Consider the following 16,910-nt stretch of genomic DNA (forward strand, 5'->3'; position numbering starts at 1 on the left):
CCCGGTCACTCCCCCAGGCCCAGGGCCTCACGCACCGCGCGCATGCCCGCGGTGTGCCCGGCCACGAACGCCTCCGCGGACGAGTCGATGCGCGGTGTCCTGCCCGAGGCCGCCCGGGCGAGCTTGAACTGCAGGGCCTTGGCGGCGCCGGCGGCGGCATCGAACTGCTCGGCGGCCTCGATCAGCTGCTCCGCGTCCACGTCGCTCGGCCACTCCTGCGCACCGCGGGACAGGTACCGGCACGCGTGGGCGGCGAGCCCGGACGTGAGACCGGCCTGGCGCGTCGTCGCGAACGAGTACTGGTGGAAGTACTCCATGCCCCGCTCGGCGAGCACCGGGACGTGCTCCCGGATCGCGGCCACGAGCCGGTCGGCCGGATCGGGGCGCGCGGAATTCCCCGCCCCGGCATCAGGAGCGCGGCGCACGTGCCCCCGCGCGATCTCGACGGCGCGCTGCCACAGCGCCTCGGGCGCCAGGGACCGGATGCCGTCCAGGCGCACGAGTTCCACGTACGGGTACGGGACCCACCCGGAACCCACACCCGTGCCCAGCGCGTTGTCGAGGTCCTCCCCGTGCAGCACGTGGACACCGTCGTTGTGCAGGTAGATGAGTTCCCCCGCGACCGGATCCAGGCGCAACGGCACGATGGACGTCTTGGTATGGGCCCGTCCGTAGGACACGCCCTCGGTGTCCGGGAGGTGGTAGGCGTCCACCTCCACGATCAGGGCGTCCCCGCGGGACATCACCAGCTGCACGTGTTCGGCCAGGGGCCGCCACGTGTCGTACTCCCCCACCGTGAGGCCGTAGAGCGTCTCGAGGTCCTCCTGCCGGGGCTTGAGGAACTCCCACTGGTCCCCCAGGAAGTCCGCGCTGAACGCGGCCCCGAGCATGGGCAGCGGGTCCAACCCGAGGGTCGCGGTGAGACCGATCCACACGTCCATGTAGCAGTTCGTGGGTGACCACGGTTCCGCCGGGTCGTGCAGGACGGAGCGCGGTGCGTTCGCCACGGTGAGCGACTCGCACCCGCGCACCGCCAGGACCTCGTGGCCGAAGGGCTCCCGCACGGACGCGGTATCCGCCGGCCCACCGTGGTTCACGGTCACGGCGGTCATGGCAACCCCAGTTCCTGACGCACGGTCACGGGCCACGCGGCGGTGTCGAAACCGTGGCGCATGGCCAGGGCCAGGGCCACCCGCTCCAGACCGAAGCCGAAGCACGCGGAGTGGGCCACGGCACCGTCGGCGGTGTGCATGCTGAAAGCCTCGCCGAAGTGGTCCTCGTGCAGGTTCGCCGAGGCGATCGCCGTGGGGTGGCCCGGGTAGACCTCCGTGAGGATCTCGAACTTCAGCTGCGCCTCACGCTGACCCGCGCTGAGCAACTTGCCCGCGCGGCCGAAGAACGGGTCGTTGGCGGTGTCCGCCTGGACCTCGAGCCCCAGGGAGCTCAGCAGGTTGGTCCCCGCCTCGAGCCACTTCTCGCGGTGCTCCCGGGCCTCCTGCGGCGTGCCCAGGCACACCGCCTCGAACATCCGGAAGGTCACGAAACGCATGGGGTCCGGGCTGGGCTCGTGGCGGTAACACTCGCCCACGAGCTCGAACACCGAGCCGTCCACCTGCGAGCCCTCGAGGTACGCGTACAAGGGGTGGCACACCGCGGGGACCAGCGCGTGGCCGGCCGGGGTGAGCTGGGCGGACCAGTCACCGTGCTCCTCGTACGTGGCGAGCAGCTCACGGTGGGCCTTGTTGTCGCCCTCGAACGCGGAGATGGTCCCGAGTAGTTGCGGGAAGGACGCGACGTAGTCGGTGCGCTCGAGCAACCGGGTCCCGTTGACCGGTGGGAAGCGCAACCGGCGCGTTCCCGCGTCCGGGGACAATCGCGCCGCGACCTTGCGGGCCGCGGCGGCGATGCCCTGCACGACGTCCTCGGCCTGCGGACCGAGCCCGGTCACGCCGTCCCCGAGGGTGGGCAGGAACCAGCCGTGGGCTTCGAGGCCCTCGCGGAAGGTGTCCTGCAGCTGGGAGAGGTCCTGTGTGGTGTCCGTGGCGCTCATCGTTGCCCCCTGGAAACGAGTTGGAGTGTGGCGGTGTGGAGCAGGATGCGGTCGTTGTTGACCATGACCGAGGGCCCGATGCTGTCCCGGTACAACCGGGCCAGGCTCACGGGCGAACGATTGGCGAAAGCGGTGATGCCCACGATCACCATGGCGTCCCCCACGATCCGGCGCACTGCTTCCGCGCCCGAGACCTTGAGGGTGTTCATGGCGATCGCGAACTGCATGGACTCGGTCACGGCCGGATCGTCCCACGCGGCCTCGTAGCGGGCCACGCTCGCACGCACCACGTCTGTCATGGACTGCAGCTGCACCTCGAGTTCCGCGAGTCGCAGCGCGGACGGCGGTGTGGTCCCCGGGGTCTTACGCGCGGCCTTTTGCACGACGGACCGGGCGGTGAGCCCGGCCTGGGTAGCCATGCCCAACCACGCGGAGGCCCACAGGCAGTGGGCCGCCGGGAGCATGGTCTGCGCGGAGATCGTCTCGAACAGCACCGTGAACATGGCGTCCGCGGGCGTGGTGGCGTCCAGCTCGAAGGACTCGGAGCACGTGCCCCGCATCCCCAGGGCGTCCCAGCCACGCTGGCGGTCCAGCTGCAGGTTCTCGGCCTCGACCACCAACAGCACCTGGTCGCTCGACGCCGCGTCCTCGCTGCGCCGCGCGGTCACCAGGATCGCGTCCGCGTACGCACCGTAGGAGATCACGGGGCAGCTCTTGTGCAGGGCCACCCGGCCGTCCTCGATCGGGCGCACGGCGCACGTGGAATTGCGGGTGTCCCCGCCGATCTGGGCCTCGGTCGTGGCGGAGGCCAACAACAGCCCCTCGGCGGCCACGCGGCGGGTGTAGTCCCGTAGGAAGTCGGTGTCCGCGTGGCGGGTGAGGCACAGCACCTGGGAGTGGTGCATGGCCAGGATCATGGCCGTGGAGGTGCACTCCCGACCCACGCGCTCGAGCATCCGGCACAGCTCGGTGATGCTGTAGCCCAGCCCACCGTCCGCTTCCGGGATCGGCGCGGCCAACAGGCCCTGGGCGCGGGCCTCCTCGATGGCCTCCCGCGGGAACCGGGACTCCGAGTCCACCGCGTCCGCGAACTCGCGCGCCACGGCGGCCACGGCCTCCGCGCGCGCGGCGACCCGCTCGGCCCGGTCGGTGTCCTCGGCACCTCGCTGCGAGGTGTCGGTCAATACTGCATGATCAGTCATTGTTGATCGCCTCCACGGCCTCGGTGATGGAGTTGATGGACGTGAACGTGGCCTTGGTCAGGCGCTCCTCGGGAAACTCGATGTCGAACTCGTCCTCCAGGCCCAGCATCACGTTCACGGACGCGTGGGAGGTCATGCCTGCGCGGTACAGGTCCGCATCCGCGGCGATCGTCCCGGCGTCCTCGGACAGCTTCCCGTGCTGGCCCAGCACGGAGCGGACGGTGGTCTCGATGGCGGTGGAATCCATGGGGTGAACCTCTTTCGGTTGATGTGGTGGTTTTCGATGTCCGCGCCCCGGGTACCGGTCGGCGCGGTGGTCTGGCCTCCGGTCAGGGCTGGGGTGAGCGGATGGCCAGGGCCACGGCCATCGCGAAGCCTCCGTCGTGGGACGTGCTCACGCTCCACGCCCCGAGTCCGGCGCCGCGGGCCAGGCGGGCGGCCGTGCCCCGCAGTTCCACGCGAGGGGCACCGTGGGCGTCCGAGCGGATCATGATCTGGGGCCAGGCCACGGCGTCGTCGGCGCTCGGGCGCAAGACCTTCAGCACGGCCTCCTTGGCCGCGAAGCACCCCGCCACGGACTCCGCCGCGAGCGGGCGTCCGTCCGGACGCGTGAGGTCGGCGATCTCCTCGGGCGCGAACAGTGCCCGCAGGTACCGCTGCCCGCGCTGTGCGAGCGCTTCGGCCACGGGCGCGACCTCCTGCAGGTCGCAGCCCACGCGGGGTACGCCGACGACACCGTCCCCTGCCTCGGTCCCGCGTGTCACGGTCACGGGCGCGCTCGTCACGACGAGCTCCGTGAGGTCACGTCCTCGAATGCCGAGGGCACCGACGGCTGGGGCGAGGTGCGCTTCACGCCCACCCGATCGGCCCAGCGCCCGAGGGCGACCGTGGCCGCGGGGGTCCAGCACGGGAACTCGTGGCCGCCGTTGCACTGGCCCGCCTGGCCGTACTCGGTGTACTGGTAATCCACTCCCTGTGACTCGAGCTCGCGCGCCATGGTCACCGTGGTGGCCTTCAGAGCGGGTTCGATGTCCCCCTCCTGGCCGTTTCCCCGGCCGGCGAAGAGTTGCACGTGGACATTCTTGAGCTCCCCGCTCCGGACCGCGGGATCGTTCGCACGCCACTGTTCCTCGGTCGTGATCGAGCCGTTGCCGAACACCGAATCGGTGCGGCCCGTGGCCTCCTGGGATCCCGTGGCGATCGTCTGCTTGGCCTCGTTCGAGGACAGGTCCAGCAACCCGGACAGGCTCACGGCCTCCCCGAAGAGATCGGGACGTTGCTCGGCGTAGCGCATGGCGCCGTACCCGCCCATCGAGTTGCCGATGATCACGCGGTGCTCGCGGTCCGCCCTGGTGGACAGGTGCTGATCCACCCACGGGACCACCTGGTCCAGGTGGAATGTCTCCCAGTTCTGCGTGAGTTCCTCCTGGGACGCCCAGTCCGAGTACCAGCCCACCTTGCCCCCGCTCACGATGACAGTGATCACGGGCAGACCCTGGGTGAGCTGCTCGGCCTGACCCGCCTCGTACCACTGCAGGGCAGGGGACTCCGTGGCACCGCTGCCCGGGAGGAGATACACCACCGGGTACTTCTTCGCGGGGTCGTAGTCCTGCGGGGTGATCACCACCACCGAGTTGCGCCCGCCCGGGGCCTCGGCAGAGACCTGGTCCGTGCTCACCGCGAGTTCCGCGGCCCGCTCCGAGAGCCCCCGCGCACCCGTCACGGTGATCCCGTGGGACGGTTGCGTGAGTTGCTGCGGGTCCGCGAAACCCACCTGGGACAGCGCGGCGTCGTCGAAACCCAGGCTCTCACCGGAGGAGGACGGCGCGTGGTCGCCGGACCCGCCGGCCGCGCAGCCGCTCAGCAGCACGGCCGTGAGGGCGCACCCGGCGAGCGCGCGGGCGCTGCGTGTTCTCAGACGGCGCACGGGACGACCTCCTCGGCGGGTGAGGGGCTCAGGCCCAGGGCGGCGTCCACGATCTCGAGGGCCGTGAGGCGTGAGGCGTGGGCCTGGAGGGAATGGTCCAGGGCGGGCACGTGGGCCACCCTGATCCGGCGGCCCTGGCGCTGCAACCGGGCCAGGCCCTCCTCCCCGCGTTCCTGCTGGAAGAGCAGACCGTCCTCCGGCCCGAAGTAGAACGTGACCTCGGCGCCCCGGGACGCGTACTCCATGACCACCTCGGGAACGTTGGGGATGTTGCGCCGGCCCAGCACGAGCCACGCGATGTACGGCATGCGGCGGCGCACCCGGTCCTTGGCGCGCGTGCGCCAGCTCGTGGTGACCTCCACGTCGCTCATGGTGCGCAGCTGTTCCAGCACGGCGTCCACGTCCCAGTTGCGATAGAGCTTGTCGTAGTAGCTCTCCGCCGCGCGCCACGCCACGTTGTTGAGCACCACGCGGGTGGTCATGGCGCTCGTGGGCGGGGCCATGGCGACCAGCCAGCCGCCCACGCACAGCCCCACCCCGGTGACTTTTTCCCCGGTGCGCTCGGCCAGCCACGCGGCACCCAGGTCCAGGTCCGCCACGCCCTGCCCCGTGTAAGGGTTGATGTCCTTGACCTCGTCCAGGCCAGCGGCGTCACCGCAGTGGTGACGCTCGATGCGCAGCGCGGGGACACCGCGCGCGGCGAGTCGGCGTGCCTGCACGGTCCACAGTCCCGTGGGCCCGTCCTTGGGGTCCGCGGACGGCGGTGCGAGCACCACCGCGCCGGCCCCGGTGCCGTCGCGGCCCACGGGGTGGGTGTAGGAGGTCGGCAAGTGGTCCGGGCCCAGCTCCAGCAGGTCCTCCTGGACCTCCGCGCCGAACTCCGCCACATGGAAGCACGCGGTCGTCGTGGGACGCCAGCCGCTCACGTCCACCCAGTCCTCCCTGTGGGACGTGGTGGGGACGGAATCGTCCAGTCGACCCACGAGGGCGGCGATCGCCTCCGGGCTCGCCTTCGCGTAGATCGCGGCCACGCCGTATAACTTCTTGGCGATGCGCCGGTCCTCCTCGCGCACCGTGATCAGACCCGGGGTCTTGATCTTGCGGGGATCCGGTAGGGCGCGGATGGCCGCGGCTTCGGCGTCGGTGAAGTGTGCGCCGCCGATCTCCACGCCGTCGGGGACCTCGGGCGGCAGGATCAACCCGCTCGTGCGCCGCAGGCCCGTGTACTGGCGCATGTAGACGGCGCCCGAGACCGGTTCCCACAGCACGCGCCGATCGAACGGCAGGGGTGAGGTCGCGAGCACACCCGCACCGATGCGCAGCCCGATCCCGTGCACGGGCAGATCAGGTCCTACGAGCTCCCGCGCGGCACGGTGGGCCACCGCGAGGTCCTCGTGCCACACCTCGAGCGGGTTGCTCAGGGCCGGACGCGCACCGGATTCGGAGGTCCCGCTCCACGCCAGGCGGATCACGAGCCACCCGGATTCCGCGGCGCGCGCGGCCACGAGGCGCATGCTGCGGTGACTCACGACCTCCTCGCGCGCCAAGGCCGGCGCCACGATCACGGCGCCGCGCACACGATCGTCCGCGGGGCCGTGGACCCACGCGTGGATGGTGTGGTCGTGGTCCGTCAAGAAAGTTGCCTGCCCGGCAATACGCATGAAATCTCCCCCAGTTCTGCTCCGGTGCGCCTCAGCCGCGCCCCTTCGCACGTCCCCCGTGGTGATGGGTGCCCTCTCGAAGACCGGGCCCCACCCCGAAGTGCGGATCGATGCCCCGAACTCCGCGTCACTTTCGCGTTCCCCCGCGGGAGTCGTGCATGTTTGCACTCATAAAGCATAGCCAGGGAGACACCGGTCGTGACCGAGATTACCGTCCCCTAATGTGTGGTTTTACATCAAGATCACTGTTTTTCACGCTCCCACCTGAGGTGATACCCACGTGTACCTATATGAGCCCACACAGAATTGTCATCACTGTGGTGTTAGGTGCTTGTGCACACGATTATGATGGCAAACGTCGGCACACGCGGGATTCGTGTTTCGGCGACATTCACCGCTCCCGGTGGGACAGCCATGAGGCATTGCTGCACCACGTGGCGCGGAGGCGGACTGGGGAAGTCCGCCCATTCGGGAAAAGCGGCAGCGGCTGAGTTGCTCCGCTTTTCATGGGGGAGGAGAAAGCGTGGCAGCACGCGTCCTGATCATCGGACTCAACTATTCACCGGAACACACGGGCATCGCCCCGTACACCGCCGGCATGGCTCGCGCGCTGCGCGAGGAGGGATGGGACGCCCGGGTCGTCACGGGTCTCCCGCACTACCCGCAGTGGCGCGTCCACGAAGGGTATTCGCACCGCCGCGCCGCGCACGAGGAGATCGACGGTGTACCCGTCCTGCGCGTGCCGCATCCCGTTCCCCACGACGCCGGACAGCTGCGCCGGCTGGGGATGGAGATCGTCTTCGGTCTGCGTGCCGCGACCGCCGCGTGGGGCGATCCCGACGCCGTCGTGGTCGTGAGCCCCGCCCTGTTCTCGTCCGCGATCGTGCGGGTGCGCGCCGCACTGAACCGCACGCCGGTGATCGCGTGGGTGCAGGACATCTACACCGCCGGGCTCACCGAGACCGGCGCGGCGAGCGGACCCGTGGCGCGCGTCATGCGCGGTATCGAGAGCACCTTCCTGCGCTCGTGCCAGGGGGTGGTCGTGATCCACGACCGCTTCTCGGACTACCTGCGCCGCGAGATGGCCGTGCCCGCGCGCCGGATCAGCACCGTGCGCAACTGGACCCACATCTCCCAGACCCCTTCGGTGGACACCGACGAACTACGGCGTCGTTTCGGGTGGGGCGCGGGCGACGTCGTCGTCCTGCACACGGGCAACATGGGGGCCAAACAGGACCTCGCGAACGTCGCCGCGGCCGCGGATGTGGCCGAGCGCACGGGAGCGCCGCTGCGGTTCGTGCTCGTGGGCGGCGGGCACCAGCGCCCACAGCTCGAGGAGCTGGCCCGGCGCACGCCGCGCTTCGAGGTCCTGCCCGGGGTCGACGACGAGACCTACGCCGGACTGCTGCGCGCCGCGGACGTCCTGCTGGTCAACGAACGACCGGGGCTCAAGGAGATGTGCGTCCCGAGCAAGCTCACGAGCTACTTCACCGCTGGCCGTCCCGTGCTCGCGGCCGTCGAGGCCGAGAGCCCGTCCGCCGCCGAGCTCGACGCCGCGGACGCGGGCATCCGTGTGGCGCCCGGGGATCCCGAGGCACTCGTGGCGGGCGCCCTGCAACTGCACGAGGAGTGGATCGCGACCGGCGGCGCCACGCACCGCGGCGGACGCCGCTACGTGCGCGACGTGCTCAGCGCCGGCGCCGCGGTCCGCGCCTTCAGCACCGCGCTGCGCGCACTGCTACCCACCGAGACCACCGCACCTGCGGCGGCACTGCATTCCTGATCGGCCGGGACACCCGTCCCGACGTACCACGTCACACAGGGGAGACCACTCATGACCAAGAAAGCACTCATCACCGGCATCACCGGGCAGGACGGTTCCTACCTCGCGGAGCTGTTGCTCGCCAAGGGCTACGAGGTCCACGGCCTGATCCGCCGCGCGTCCACGTTCAACACGTCCCGCATCGACCACCTGTACCAGGACCCGCACGACCCGCAGGCGCGGCTGTTCCTGCACTACGGCGATCTTTCCGACGCCGCCCGTCTGGTCACGCTGCTGGGCGAGATAGACCCGGACGAGGTCTACAACCTCGCGGCCCAGTCGCACGTGCGCGTGTCCTTCGACGAGCCCGAGCACACGGGTGACACCACGGGCCTCGGCACCGTGCGTCTGCTCGAGGCCGTGCGCCGCGCCGGGGTGAAGTGCCGCTTCTACCAGGCCTCCACGTCCGAGCTGTTCGGGGCCACTCCCCCGCCGCAGAACGAGGACACCCCGTTCTACCCGCGCTCCCCGTACGGCGCGGCTAAGATCTACTCCTACTGGATCACCAAGAACTACCGCGAGGCGTACGACATGTTCGCCGTGAACGGGATCCTCTTCAACCACGAGTCCCCGCGCCGCGGCGAGACGTTCGTGACCCGCAAGATCACGCGTGCCGTGGCCGCGATCGCGGCGGGCAAGCAGGACCTGCTCTACATGGGCAACCTGGACGCCGTGCGCGACTGGGGCTACGCGGCGGAGTACGTGGAGGGCATGTGGCGCATGCTCCAGGTGGACGAACCGGAGGACTTCGTGCTGGCCACGGGCCGCCCGTCCACGGTGCGCGAGTTCCTGGAGACCGCGTTCGAGCACGCCGGGCTGGACTGGGAGAAGCACGTCCGCTTCGACGACCGTTACCTGCGCCCCACCGAGGTGGACGCGCTCATCGGTGACCCGTCCAAGGCCGAGCAGAAGCTCGGGTGGAAGGCCACGGTGCACGCCCCGGAGCTCGCGCGGATCATGGTGGACGCGGACCGCGCTGCCCTGGAGTGCGCCGGTTCCCCGTGGATCGACACCGTGTCCGAGCGCATCTGGACGCCGGAGCACGCGGCGTGAGCGCGGACGTGGCGAACCGCCGGGACACCACTGCCGGCCAGGAGCACTGGCCGCACACGGTGAGCGACCCGGCCGATGCTCGCACGACCGACGACGTCGCCTACACCCCCGGCGCGCTGGACCGCTCCGCGCCGTTCTACGTGGCCGGTCACCGCGGTCTCGTGGGTTCCGCCATCTGGCGTCACCTCCAGGACGAGGGTTTCGAGAACCTGATCGGTGCGAGCTCCCGTGAGCTGGATCTGCGGGACCGCGCGGCCGTGGAGGCGTTCATAGCCGAGCACAGGCCGCGCTACCTCGTGCTCGCGGCGGCCAAGGTGGGCGGGATCGGCGCGAACAATTCCCAGCCCGTGGACTTCCTGTCCGACAACCTGCGGATCCAGCTCAACATCCTGGACGCCGCGCGCACCGCAGGCGTGGAACGCGTGCTGTTCCTGGGCTCCTCCTGCATCTACCCCAAACTCGCGGAACAACCGCTGCGCGAGGACTCGTTACTCACGGGGTACCTGGAGCCCACCAACGACGCCTACGCGATCGCCAAGATCGCCGGCATCCTGCACGTGCAGTCGATGCGACGCCAGTACGGGCTGCCGTGGATCTCCGCGATGCCCACCAACCTCTACGGCCCCGGGGACAACTTCTCCCCGTCCGGCTCCCACGTGCTGCCCGCCATGATCCGCCGCTACGACGAGGCCGTGCGTGCCGGTGACACCGAGATCACCAACTGGGGTTCGGGTTCACCGCGGCGCGAGTTCCTGCACGTGTCGGACCTGGCCACGGCCTGCCTGTACCTCATGGAGCATTACGACGGGCCCCAGCAGGTCAACGTGGGCACCGGCGAGGACGTGACCATCAAGGAACTAGCCGGCCTCGTGGCCTCGGCCACCGGGTACGAGGGCACCACCTCGTGGGACACCTCCAAGCCGGACGGGACGCCCCGCAAGCTTATGGACGTCTCCCTGTTGCGTTCGCTGGGCTGGTCCGCCTCGATCGACCTGCCCACCGGGCTCGACGACGCCGTGGCCTGGTACCGCGCGCACCGCGAGCAGGCGCGGGGCGCCTGAGCGACGGGATGCCCCGCGTGATGCGGGGACACTCCGTGTCATGGGCGAACTCTCCGCATGATGCCGTGACGACCCGCGCGATGCGGGTCGTCACCGCCGCCCCGGGGGGGATGACCGCGGCGTGCCGACCGCAAATAGCATGGGAGCCCGGCGTTCAGAGCCGAGCGCCCTGCTCGAGAAGGCAGCCATGAACATCCACGCCTACGTGGTCGATCACGTCGATGCACCGTTCCGGTGGGAAGAACTCACCGTGGACGAGCCGGGTCCCGGTGAGGCGGTGGTTAAGATCGTGGCCACGGGCCTGTGCCACACGGACCTGAACACCTAAGCGGGCAAATATGCCGCTGCCGCTGCCCGGAGTGCTGGGCCACGAGGGTGTCGGGATCGTCACGAAGATCGGCCCGGGCGTGGAGAACGTGGCCGTGGACGAGTCCGTTCCCCTGGAACTCGCGGGCCCCCTCGCGTGCGGTATCACCACCGGGGCGGGAGCCGTGCTCAACACCGCGAACCCCGCCCCGGGTGAATCCGTGGTGGTCTACGGTGTGGGTGCCGTGGGACTCGGGGCCATCATGGCAGCCCACAATTCGGCCGCGGCCACGATCATCGCGGTGGACCTGCATGACTCCCGCCTGGAGCTCGCCCAGCGCTACGGGGCCACGCACGGGATCACCTCCCGGAAGGAGGACTCGCTGGAACAGATCCGGGAGATCACCGGAGGGGCAGCGGATTACGCCATCGAATGCACCGGTGTGATCGCCGTGCTCGAGGAGGCCATCGAGGCGGTGCTCACGCTCGAGTGAGCTCCGCCCGCCGCGCCGCGGGACGCCACGCGTCCACGCCCACGACCAGGCCCAGGATCGCGATCGCGAGCAGCAGCGAGGCCGTCACGTCCGTGAGCCAGTGGTACCCCAGGTAGAGCCGACTGAACGCGACCACCCCGATCAACACCACCCCCGCCGCGGCCACCCACCATCGGGTGAGCGGGGAGCGGGAAGGGCGCAGCGTCGTCGTACCCGTTGCGGCCTCAAAGGACGACGCCGCCGCGGGACCCGCCGCCGGTGACCGCGGGCTCGTCAAGGCGCCCGCGCAGGAAGGTGGACCGGCCGGTCGCCGGGGTCGAGGTGGTCATGGCGTCATGCTGCGTCCGCAGACCGGGAACGGGTTGTGCGTTGGCCCTACGCCACCAGGAGCCAGCAGCCCGCCAGCCCGATGGTCGAGAGGACCGCAGCCACCAGGAACGACCGCCACGGCGCACTGCGTCCCACCAGGACGTATGCGACGAGGACCACGGCGAACTCACGGATGACCAGCAGCGTGGCCGCGAGGTGCAGGTCGAACGACGCGACCCATGCGATCAGCGCACCGAAGACCACGCCGATCACCGGACCCACGAACGTCTTCCAGGCCGCACCGGTGCGCACGAGCAGCACGGAGGCCGCCCAGGACAGCACTACGGGGAAGGACACCATGGCGATGAACGGCACCATGGACATCGCGGGTTTCCAGTCGCCACCCAGCAGGGGCGTGAGGACCACGCTCGCCGTGAGGGCGATCAGCACGCACGCGAACGCGAGCATGAGTGCGCGCAGCAACAAATGGTCACTCGCGCTCCGGATCTCCTCCGGGGTCTCCTTGTCCGCAATCCCCACGCGCACCACGTTCGCGGTGGACGCGGCCAGGGCGTCCCCCGGGGCGCGGCCCACGGCGCTGCCCGCGGTGTAGGTACCGAGGACGGCGGTGCCGGCGAACACGGCCATGAACAGTCGCTCGGCCTGGCCCTGGAACCAGGACACCAGCGCGTAGCCGGACATCGTGCCCATGTCGGAGAGGATCGAACGCTCGCCCGGCGTGGAGTGCGGCAGGGGTTGGGTGTTACGGCGCGCACGGCGCCAGCACAGCAGGGCGAACATGCCCTCCGTGACGGCCAGCTGCAGGGCCGGGCCCAGCAGCGAGTGGGTCAGCACCAGGATGGTCCCGCCCACGAGCAAACCCACGAGGGAGGCCCGCAACTGCATCCGGGCCAGGGTCCCCCACTGGTTGGTGGCCTGCAGCGTGCCCACGTACAGCAGACCCAGGGCCCCGAAACCGGGCGCGAGCGCCACGGGCAGCACCTGGAAGAACTCGCCCCAGTTCTCGAGCGTCCCGTTGTGCAGCAGGAACAGCATGAGCCCGGTAAGGATCACGAAGGCCAGGACGGGCATGATCACCCGGTAGCGGTTCATGATCTTCATGCCCCCGGGTTCGGTCAGCACACGGATCACCGCGAACCGGGCCCCGGAGTCGATCGTGACCTGGATGGCCGTGTAGAGCAGGGTCACCACGTTGTAGATTCCCACGTAATGCGGGGACGTGAACGCGGCGAGCGTGAGGATCACGATCGCGGAGGACATCCGCGGGATCGCGCGCTCAATGAGCGACTTGATCTGGTTCAGCATGCCGGCGCCGGGATGAGCGTGGCGTTCCTCCACAACTGTCGGCGCATATAGGGCCGGGTCCGTGGCCGGGCTCGCGCTACTACGTCCTCGAGCTGCGCCCGCGTGGCCACGGGGTGCATGGTCCCTCCCCCGTTGTCCATCAGCCAAGACATCCCCAAGGCCTCCACCCAGGCGCGATAGGCGCGATCGACCTGGGGATCGTCCTTGACCCGCCGTAGGTAGTCTGGGGCGCCGGAGATCTGGTTCGCACTGATCCGATACGCGATCACCGCGGTGGCCGTCTTGTGGATCGTGGACCCATTGAGTAGCGCATCGACCCATAGAACATAGTCCTCCGCAGCCGAGGGCGTGGCGTATGCGTTGGCGTCCAGAAGTGTCTGCCGCCGGGCCAACAGACTCGGGTGGAACAACGGATTCGTGAACGGCAACAGAAGCCCCACCTCCTTGCTCGTGAGCGACCCCAGGTATGAGGGTCGAGGGACGGCGCGATGGCCGAACCGGATGCCGCTGCCGCACACGATGTCCGCGTGCTGCATGGCCGCGAGCTCAACACGGAACCGCCACGGCAAACACACGTCGTCGGCGTCCATCTTCGCCACGAGTTCGCTGTCCGTCGTCTCCAGGGCGTGACGCATGCATGCCACGGTGCCCCGATTGACCGGGTTGGCACGCACGACGACGCGGCGGTCCGTCACGCGGCGTGCCGCGCGTTCGGTCTCGGCGTCCGGGCCGTCCACGGACACCACCAACTCCGCGTCCCGCGGCATGGCCCGCAGCGTGGAACGCATGGCGCTCTCCACGGTGGCGCCCGCCCGATAGGCGGGCATGATGACAGTAAGCCTGGGCAAAGTGGTCCACTCCCGTTGATGAAGCCCCGGGAACGCGAAGGTCGCCCCTCCACACCCGTTGAGCTGATTTATTTGTGAACTGCCGGTGTCCGCGGTGAAAGCTCCGTGGCCGGTGAAGATCTTATTCCCGCGGGCGGTGATTTCGTATCACCACGGCCGAAGATGCGTTCAACGATCCACAACCCCCACAGGGGCAGGATCGACAACGTCAAGAACACCTCGAGGGACTCCAGCTGCCCCACGATGCCCTGGAAGACGAGCGTGGATCCTACGGTGGCCAACAACAACCGATTGGTTTCACTCCGGCTGCGACTGTAGGCATCGGAGACCATGGCAGACACCAGCCCCAACACGAAGTAGCCGACGATCGCACCGAGCAGGCCGAAATTCAGGATCATTTCTGCGCTGAGCCCCGGAACCACGTAAATCTGGTCTTCCCCACCCAACAAGTCGTATCCCGAGACCTGCACCATGGACCGGAAAGGATTCTCCGCCGGGATACCCGCGAAATGCAGAAGCGCAAGCGGGACGTTGAGCAGAGCGCTCAACAGGGTCTCACCCTGGAGTGCCCCGTGGAACTGGACGTGGTTCTCGGCCCAGGCGGCCATGGAGAACCGACCCCATTGCCAATCCACGAACGACCACGGGTCCGTGGTGGCACCTACGCGCCGGGCCGTGGTCGCGATGATGAACCCCACGAACACGGTCACGCCCACCACGATCAGCGGCCACCGCAGGACGTTGATCCGGGGCAGCATCAGAGCCAGCAGGGGAAATGCCACGTAGGCGATCTCGGAACGCCCACCGTTCCACGTGGCGCTGACGCCCAATGCGGCCAACCCGGCCACCAGGATGATGGTGTTCCACACCGCTGGGCCGGGCACACGCTTCCGGCTCGCGAGCGCCAAGACCAGGATCGTAATGCCCCACGGCAGCCAACCCGCCAGGAATGCGTAGCGGGCATTGCCGCCGTCCACGGAAATGATCCGCCCGCCGGTCTGGTCGGTCGTGGCGCCCATCACTCGCACGAGTCCCACGGCGCCCGCTGCTACGAGTACGAGAGCCAGGCCCCCCATGCTGACCCGGTGATGGGATACGAAGGAATACAACTGTTCGGGTACCAGAGGGCGCCGGGGAACCTGTCGGGGACCACGGTGTGCGGCCAGGATCCGCGGCCGCGGGATCGTCAGCCCCGCCCAGAGGGCACACATGCCCAAGAAGGTCGCCCAGGCGGCCGTGGTCAAGCCGGATGTAGCACCTGCGGGAGTACCGGACATGGCCTCGTAGAATCCGCGGTCCCTGGACCACCCCAATACATGGGCGAATCCGGACAGGACGTTGGCCACGAGGAAGTTGATCACGAGCCACATCCGCAGGTTCAGCCCGTCCACCCGGTCCCTGGTCCAGATGTGGATGAGCGCGAGCGCACCCACGGCGGTCGTGGCCCCCAGGAGGAACACGGCCCAGCCGAAAGGAGTCATCGTGTTCATCGTGGGCTTCAGAGAACGCCGGAGTGTGCGCGCGAAGGGCGCACCTGGTTGGCCACCAATGCCACGGGCGTTTCGCGGAATCCCTGAACCGAGAACTGCAGCTGATCGGTCGAGGTCTTCCCGGGCACCGTGACCAGCAGGACCTCATCCGCCAGTTCGCCCAGCACCGCCGCGTCCACGGAGTCCTGCAACGGGGAACAATCGAGGACGACAACGTCGAATTCCGAACGCAACTCACCCACCAACGCAGCCATCGGTTCCGAGCACACCAGGTCACTCGGGCGCGGCGTCGGCGTACCCGCGGGTAAGAAGGTCAGCCCCATCTCGAGGCGAACAGTGCTCTGGTCTGCGCCGGCCCGACGTTCCACGAGATCCGAGACACCGAGGTGATTGTGCTGGGCCAGCAAAACAGTTGCCCCGCGGTCGGAGAGGTTGGCATCCACGAGAGCCACGCGGCTGCCCAGACCGGCAAAGCTACGCGCGAGTTCCACGGCGACCGTGGTGGCACCGTCGCCCGAACGCTGACCGGTCACCACCAGTACCGCGCAGCCGGCCACATGGGGCAGGACCTCGGCATGACCCTGTTGGATGCGCGAGCGCAGCGAAGTGACGTGAGGTGACACCTCCCGCGCCGGCGCGGATTCGCCACCCGCGGGAAAGAAGCTGCGCGCGTCAGTCCTGTGCTTCAGTCGCGGAACGGACGCGACCAGCGATGCACCCGGCACACGACGCAGCTCCGTCGTGGTCCGCGGCCGCCGAACCAGACTCTCCAACACGAAGGCGAGGATCACGCCCAACAGCGCGCCACCGACCACACCGAACAACGGATAGAGCCACGACGGCAGGCCACTGGTTTCATCCGGGAGCTGCGCCCGGCTAAGAACCGTGGCCTGAACGGTGCCTCCCCGGTTGGCGACCTCGGGGGACAGTGACCCGACCCCTCTGGTCAATTGATCCGCGACCCCGTTGGCAACCGTCTGGGCCTCCTGAGGCGAGTCCGCGGTGGCATCGACCTGGATGATGGAGGTGGCCGTCGGATTGGTGACGTCCAACATGTCCTGCAATTGCGCGACCGTCTTATCCACACCCGTGTCCTCGACGACGGGTTTGAGGATGTAGGGGGACGTCGCCACGGTCGCGTACGACTTCAGCTCTCGCGAAAGGTACGTGGCTGCCTGGTTCAACTCCGTGGCGGAGTCACTCGCGGGAATGGAGACGTAGAGGGATGACGTGGCCTTGTACATGTCCGGAGACACCAAGGCGTAGATCCCCCCGGCCAACAAGCCCACCACGGTCAGTGTGATGACGGTTTTCCACCATTTCTTCAAAATATTGACGTAATCATGCAGCGTCATGTGCCC

Annotated in this window: 17 protein-coding genes; 5 read left to right on the forward strand and 12 right to left on the reverse strand. The window is 69.0% G+C overall.

Features of this window, described 5'->3' with window-relative positions; translation table 11 throughout:
• Window positions 1-5: 5 nt before the first annotated feature.
• The 7 genes from RF637_RS08995 to RF637_RS09025 form a co-directional block, all read right to left on the reverse strand.
• The gene (locus RF637_RS08995; protein WP_368844658.1) at window positions 6-1,112 is read right to left on the reverse strand and encodes a DUF1839 family protein; all 1,107 of its coding nucleotides are present in this window, start codon (window positions 1,110-1,112) and stop codon (window positions 6-8) included.
• On the reverse strand, window positions 1,109-2,050 hold the full coding sequence (locus tag RF637_RS09000) for a hypothetical protein (RefSeq protein ID WP_085106552.1): 942 nt from the start codon (window positions 2,048-2,050) through the stop codon (window positions 1,109-1,111). Before RF637_RS09000 ends, RF637_RS08995 begins: the two co-directional genes overlap by 4 nt.
• A complete protein-coding gene (locus RF637_RS09005) occupies window positions 2,047-3,252 on the reverse strand; it encodes an acyl-CoA dehydrogenase family protein (protein ID WP_368844659.1) in 1,206 nt (401 codons plus the stop codon). Before RF637_RS09005 ends, RF637_RS09000 begins: the two co-directional genes overlap by 4 nt.
• Entirely contained in the window at window positions 3,245-3,499 is a 255-nt protein-coding gene (locus RF637_RS09010) for an acyl carrier protein (RefSeq protein WP_064845610.1), read from the reverse strand. Before RF637_RS09010 ends, RF637_RS09005 begins: the two co-directional genes overlap by 8 nt.
• An 82-nt stretch (window positions 3,500-3,581) precedes the next feature.
• Window positions 3,582-4,037, reverse strand: a complete 456-nt coding sequence (locus RF637_RS09015) for a holo-ACP synthase (RefSeq protein ID WP_368844660.1) — start codon at window positions 4,035-4,037, stop codon at window positions 3,582-3,584.
• Window positions 4,034-5,179, reverse strand: a complete 1,146-nt coding sequence (locus RF637_RS09020) for an alpha/beta hydrolase (RefSeq protein WP_368844661.1) — start codon at window positions 5,177-5,179, stop codon at window positions 4,034-4,036. The genes RF637_RS09015 and RF637_RS09020 overlap by 4 nt, the downstream gene beginning before the upstream one ends.
• Window positions 5,167-6,840, reverse strand: a complete 1,674-nt coding sequence (locus RF637_RS09025; protein ID WP_368844662.1) for a hypothetical protein — start codon at window positions 6,838-6,840, stop codon at window positions 5,167-5,169. Before RF637_RS09025 ends, RF637_RS09020 begins: the two co-directional genes overlap by 13 nt.
• Before the next feature lie 523 nt (window positions 6,841-7,363).
• Here RF637_RS09025 and RF637_RS09030 point away from each other — a divergent pair.
• The 5 genes from RF637_RS09030 (at window position 7,364) to RF637_RS09050 (ending at window position 11,576) form a co-directional block, all read left to right on the forward strand.
• Window positions 7,364-8,623 carry a glycosyltransferase family 4 protein gene (locus tag RF637_RS09030; RefSeq protein WP_368844663.1) on the forward strand — a complete coding sequence of 420 codons (1,260 nt, stop codon included), beginning with the start codon at window positions 7,364-7,366 and terminating at the stop codon, window positions 8,621-8,623.
• A gap of 51 nt (window positions 8,624-8,674) precedes the next feature.
• Complete coding sequence (gene gmd, locus RF637_RS09035; protein ID WP_035964951.1) at window positions 8,675-9,715, forward strand: GDP-mannose 4,6-dehydratase; 1,041 nt, start codon at window positions 8,675-8,677, stop codon at window positions 9,713-9,715.
• A 59-nt stretch (window positions 9,716-9,774) separates the two neighbouring features.
• A complete protein-coding gene (locus RF637_RS09040; protein WP_186317211.1) occupies window positions 9,775-10,776 on the forward strand; it encodes a GDP-L-fucose synthase in 1,002 nt (333 codons plus the stop codon).
• Window positions 10,777-10,897: 121 nt separating this feature from the next.
• On the forward strand, window positions 10,898-11,104 hold the full coding sequence (locus RF637_RS09045; protein WP_197493074.1) for a hypothetical protein: 207 nt from the start codon (window positions 10,898-10,900) through the stop codon (window positions 11,102-11,104).
• A 10-nt stretch (window positions 11,105-11,114) separates the two neighbouring features.
• The gene (locus tag RF637_RS09050) at window positions 11,115-11,576 is read left to right on the forward strand and encodes a zinc-binding dehydrogenase (protein ID WP_368844664.1); all 462 of its coding nucleotides are present in this window, start codon (window positions 11,115-11,117) and stop codon (window positions 11,574-11,576) included.
• On the opposite strand, the gene RF637_RS09055 is transcribed toward RF637_RS09050, so the two are convergent.
• The 5 genes from RF637_RS09055 to RF637_RS09075 form a co-directional block, all read right to left on the reverse strand.
• On the reverse strand, window positions 11,563-11,778 hold the full coding sequence (locus RF637_RS09055; RefSeq protein ID WP_238400109.1) for a phosphatase PAP2 family protein: 216 nt from the start codon (window positions 11,776-11,778) through the stop codon (window positions 11,563-11,565). The genes RF637_RS09050 and RF637_RS09055 overlap by 14 nt on opposite strands.
• Window positions 11,779-11,951: 173 nt before the next feature.
• On the reverse strand, window positions 11,952-13,211 hold the full coding sequence (locus tag RF637_RS09060) for a lipopolysaccharide biosynthesis protein (RefSeq protein WP_064845616.1): 1,260 nt from the start codon (window positions 13,209-13,211) through the stop codon (window positions 11,952-11,954).
• A complete protein-coding gene (locus RF637_RS09065) occupies window positions 13,205-14,059 on the reverse strand; it encodes a glycosyltransferase family 2 protein (RefSeq protein WP_368844665.1) in 855 nt (284 codons plus the stop codon). The genes RF637_RS09060 and RF637_RS09065 overlap by 7 nt, the downstream gene beginning before the upstream one ends.
• Window positions 14,060-14,127: 68 nt before the next feature.
• Window positions 14,128-15,540, reverse strand: a complete 1,413-nt coding sequence (locus RF637_RS09070) for a hypothetical protein (protein ID WP_368844666.1) — start codon at window positions 15,538-15,540, stop codon at window positions 14,128-14,130.
• 17 nt (window positions 15,541-15,557) lie between these two features.
• A complete protein-coding gene (locus RF637_RS09075) occupies window positions 15,558-16,904 on the reverse strand; it encodes a Wzz/FepE/Etk N-terminal domain-containing protein (RefSeq protein WP_368844667.1) in 1,347 nt (448 codons plus the stop codon).
• Between the last annotated feature and the right edge of the window lie 6 nt (window positions 16,905-16,910).

The sequence above is a fragment of the Kocuria sp. CPCC 204721 genome (assembly GCF_040980945.1).
Classification (GTDB): domain Bacteria; phylum Actinomycetota; class Actinomycetes; order Actinomycetales; family Micrococcaceae; genus Kocuria; species Kocuria marina.

Coding starts and splice junctions, on each gene's coding strand:
- RF637_RS08995 (WP_368844658.1), bottom strand. CDS start 1,112: ATGACCGCCGTGACCGTGAACCACGGTGGGCCGGCGGATACCGCGTCC.
- RF637_RS09000 (WP_085106552.1), bottom strand. CDS start 2,050: ATGAGCGCCACGGACACCACACAGGACCTCTCCCAGCTGCAGGACACC.
- RF637_RS09005 (WP_368844659.1), bottom strand. CDS start 3,252: ATGACTGATCATGCAGTATTGACCGACACCTCGCAGCGAGGTGCCGAG.
- RF637_RS09010 (WP_064845610.1), bottom strand. CDS start 3,499: ATGGATTCCACCGCCATCGAGACCACCGTCCGCTCCGTGCTGGGCCAG.
- RF637_RS09025 (WP_368844662.1), bottom strand. CDS start 6,840: ATGCGTATTGCCGGGCAGGCAACTTTCTTGACGGACCACGACCACACC.
- gmd (WP_035964951.1), top strand. CDS start 8,675: ATGACCAAGAAAGCACTCATCACCGGCATCACCGGGCAGGACGGTTCC.
- RF637_RS09050 (WP_368844664.1), top strand. CDS start 11,115: ATGCCGCTGCCGCTGCCCGGAGTGCTGGGCCACGAGGGTGTCGGGATC.
- RF637_RS09060 (WP_064845616.1), bottom strand. CDS start 13,211: ATGCTGAACCAGATCAAGTCGCTCATTGAGCGCGCGATCCCGCGGATG.
- RF637_RS09070 (WP_368844666.1), bottom strand. CDS start 15,540: ATGACTCCTTTCGGCTGGGCCGTGTTCCTCCTGGGGGCCACGACCGCC.
- RF637_RS09075 (WP_368844667.1), bottom strand. CDS start 16,904: ATGACGCTGCATGATTACGTCAATATTTTGAAGAAATGGTGGAAAACC.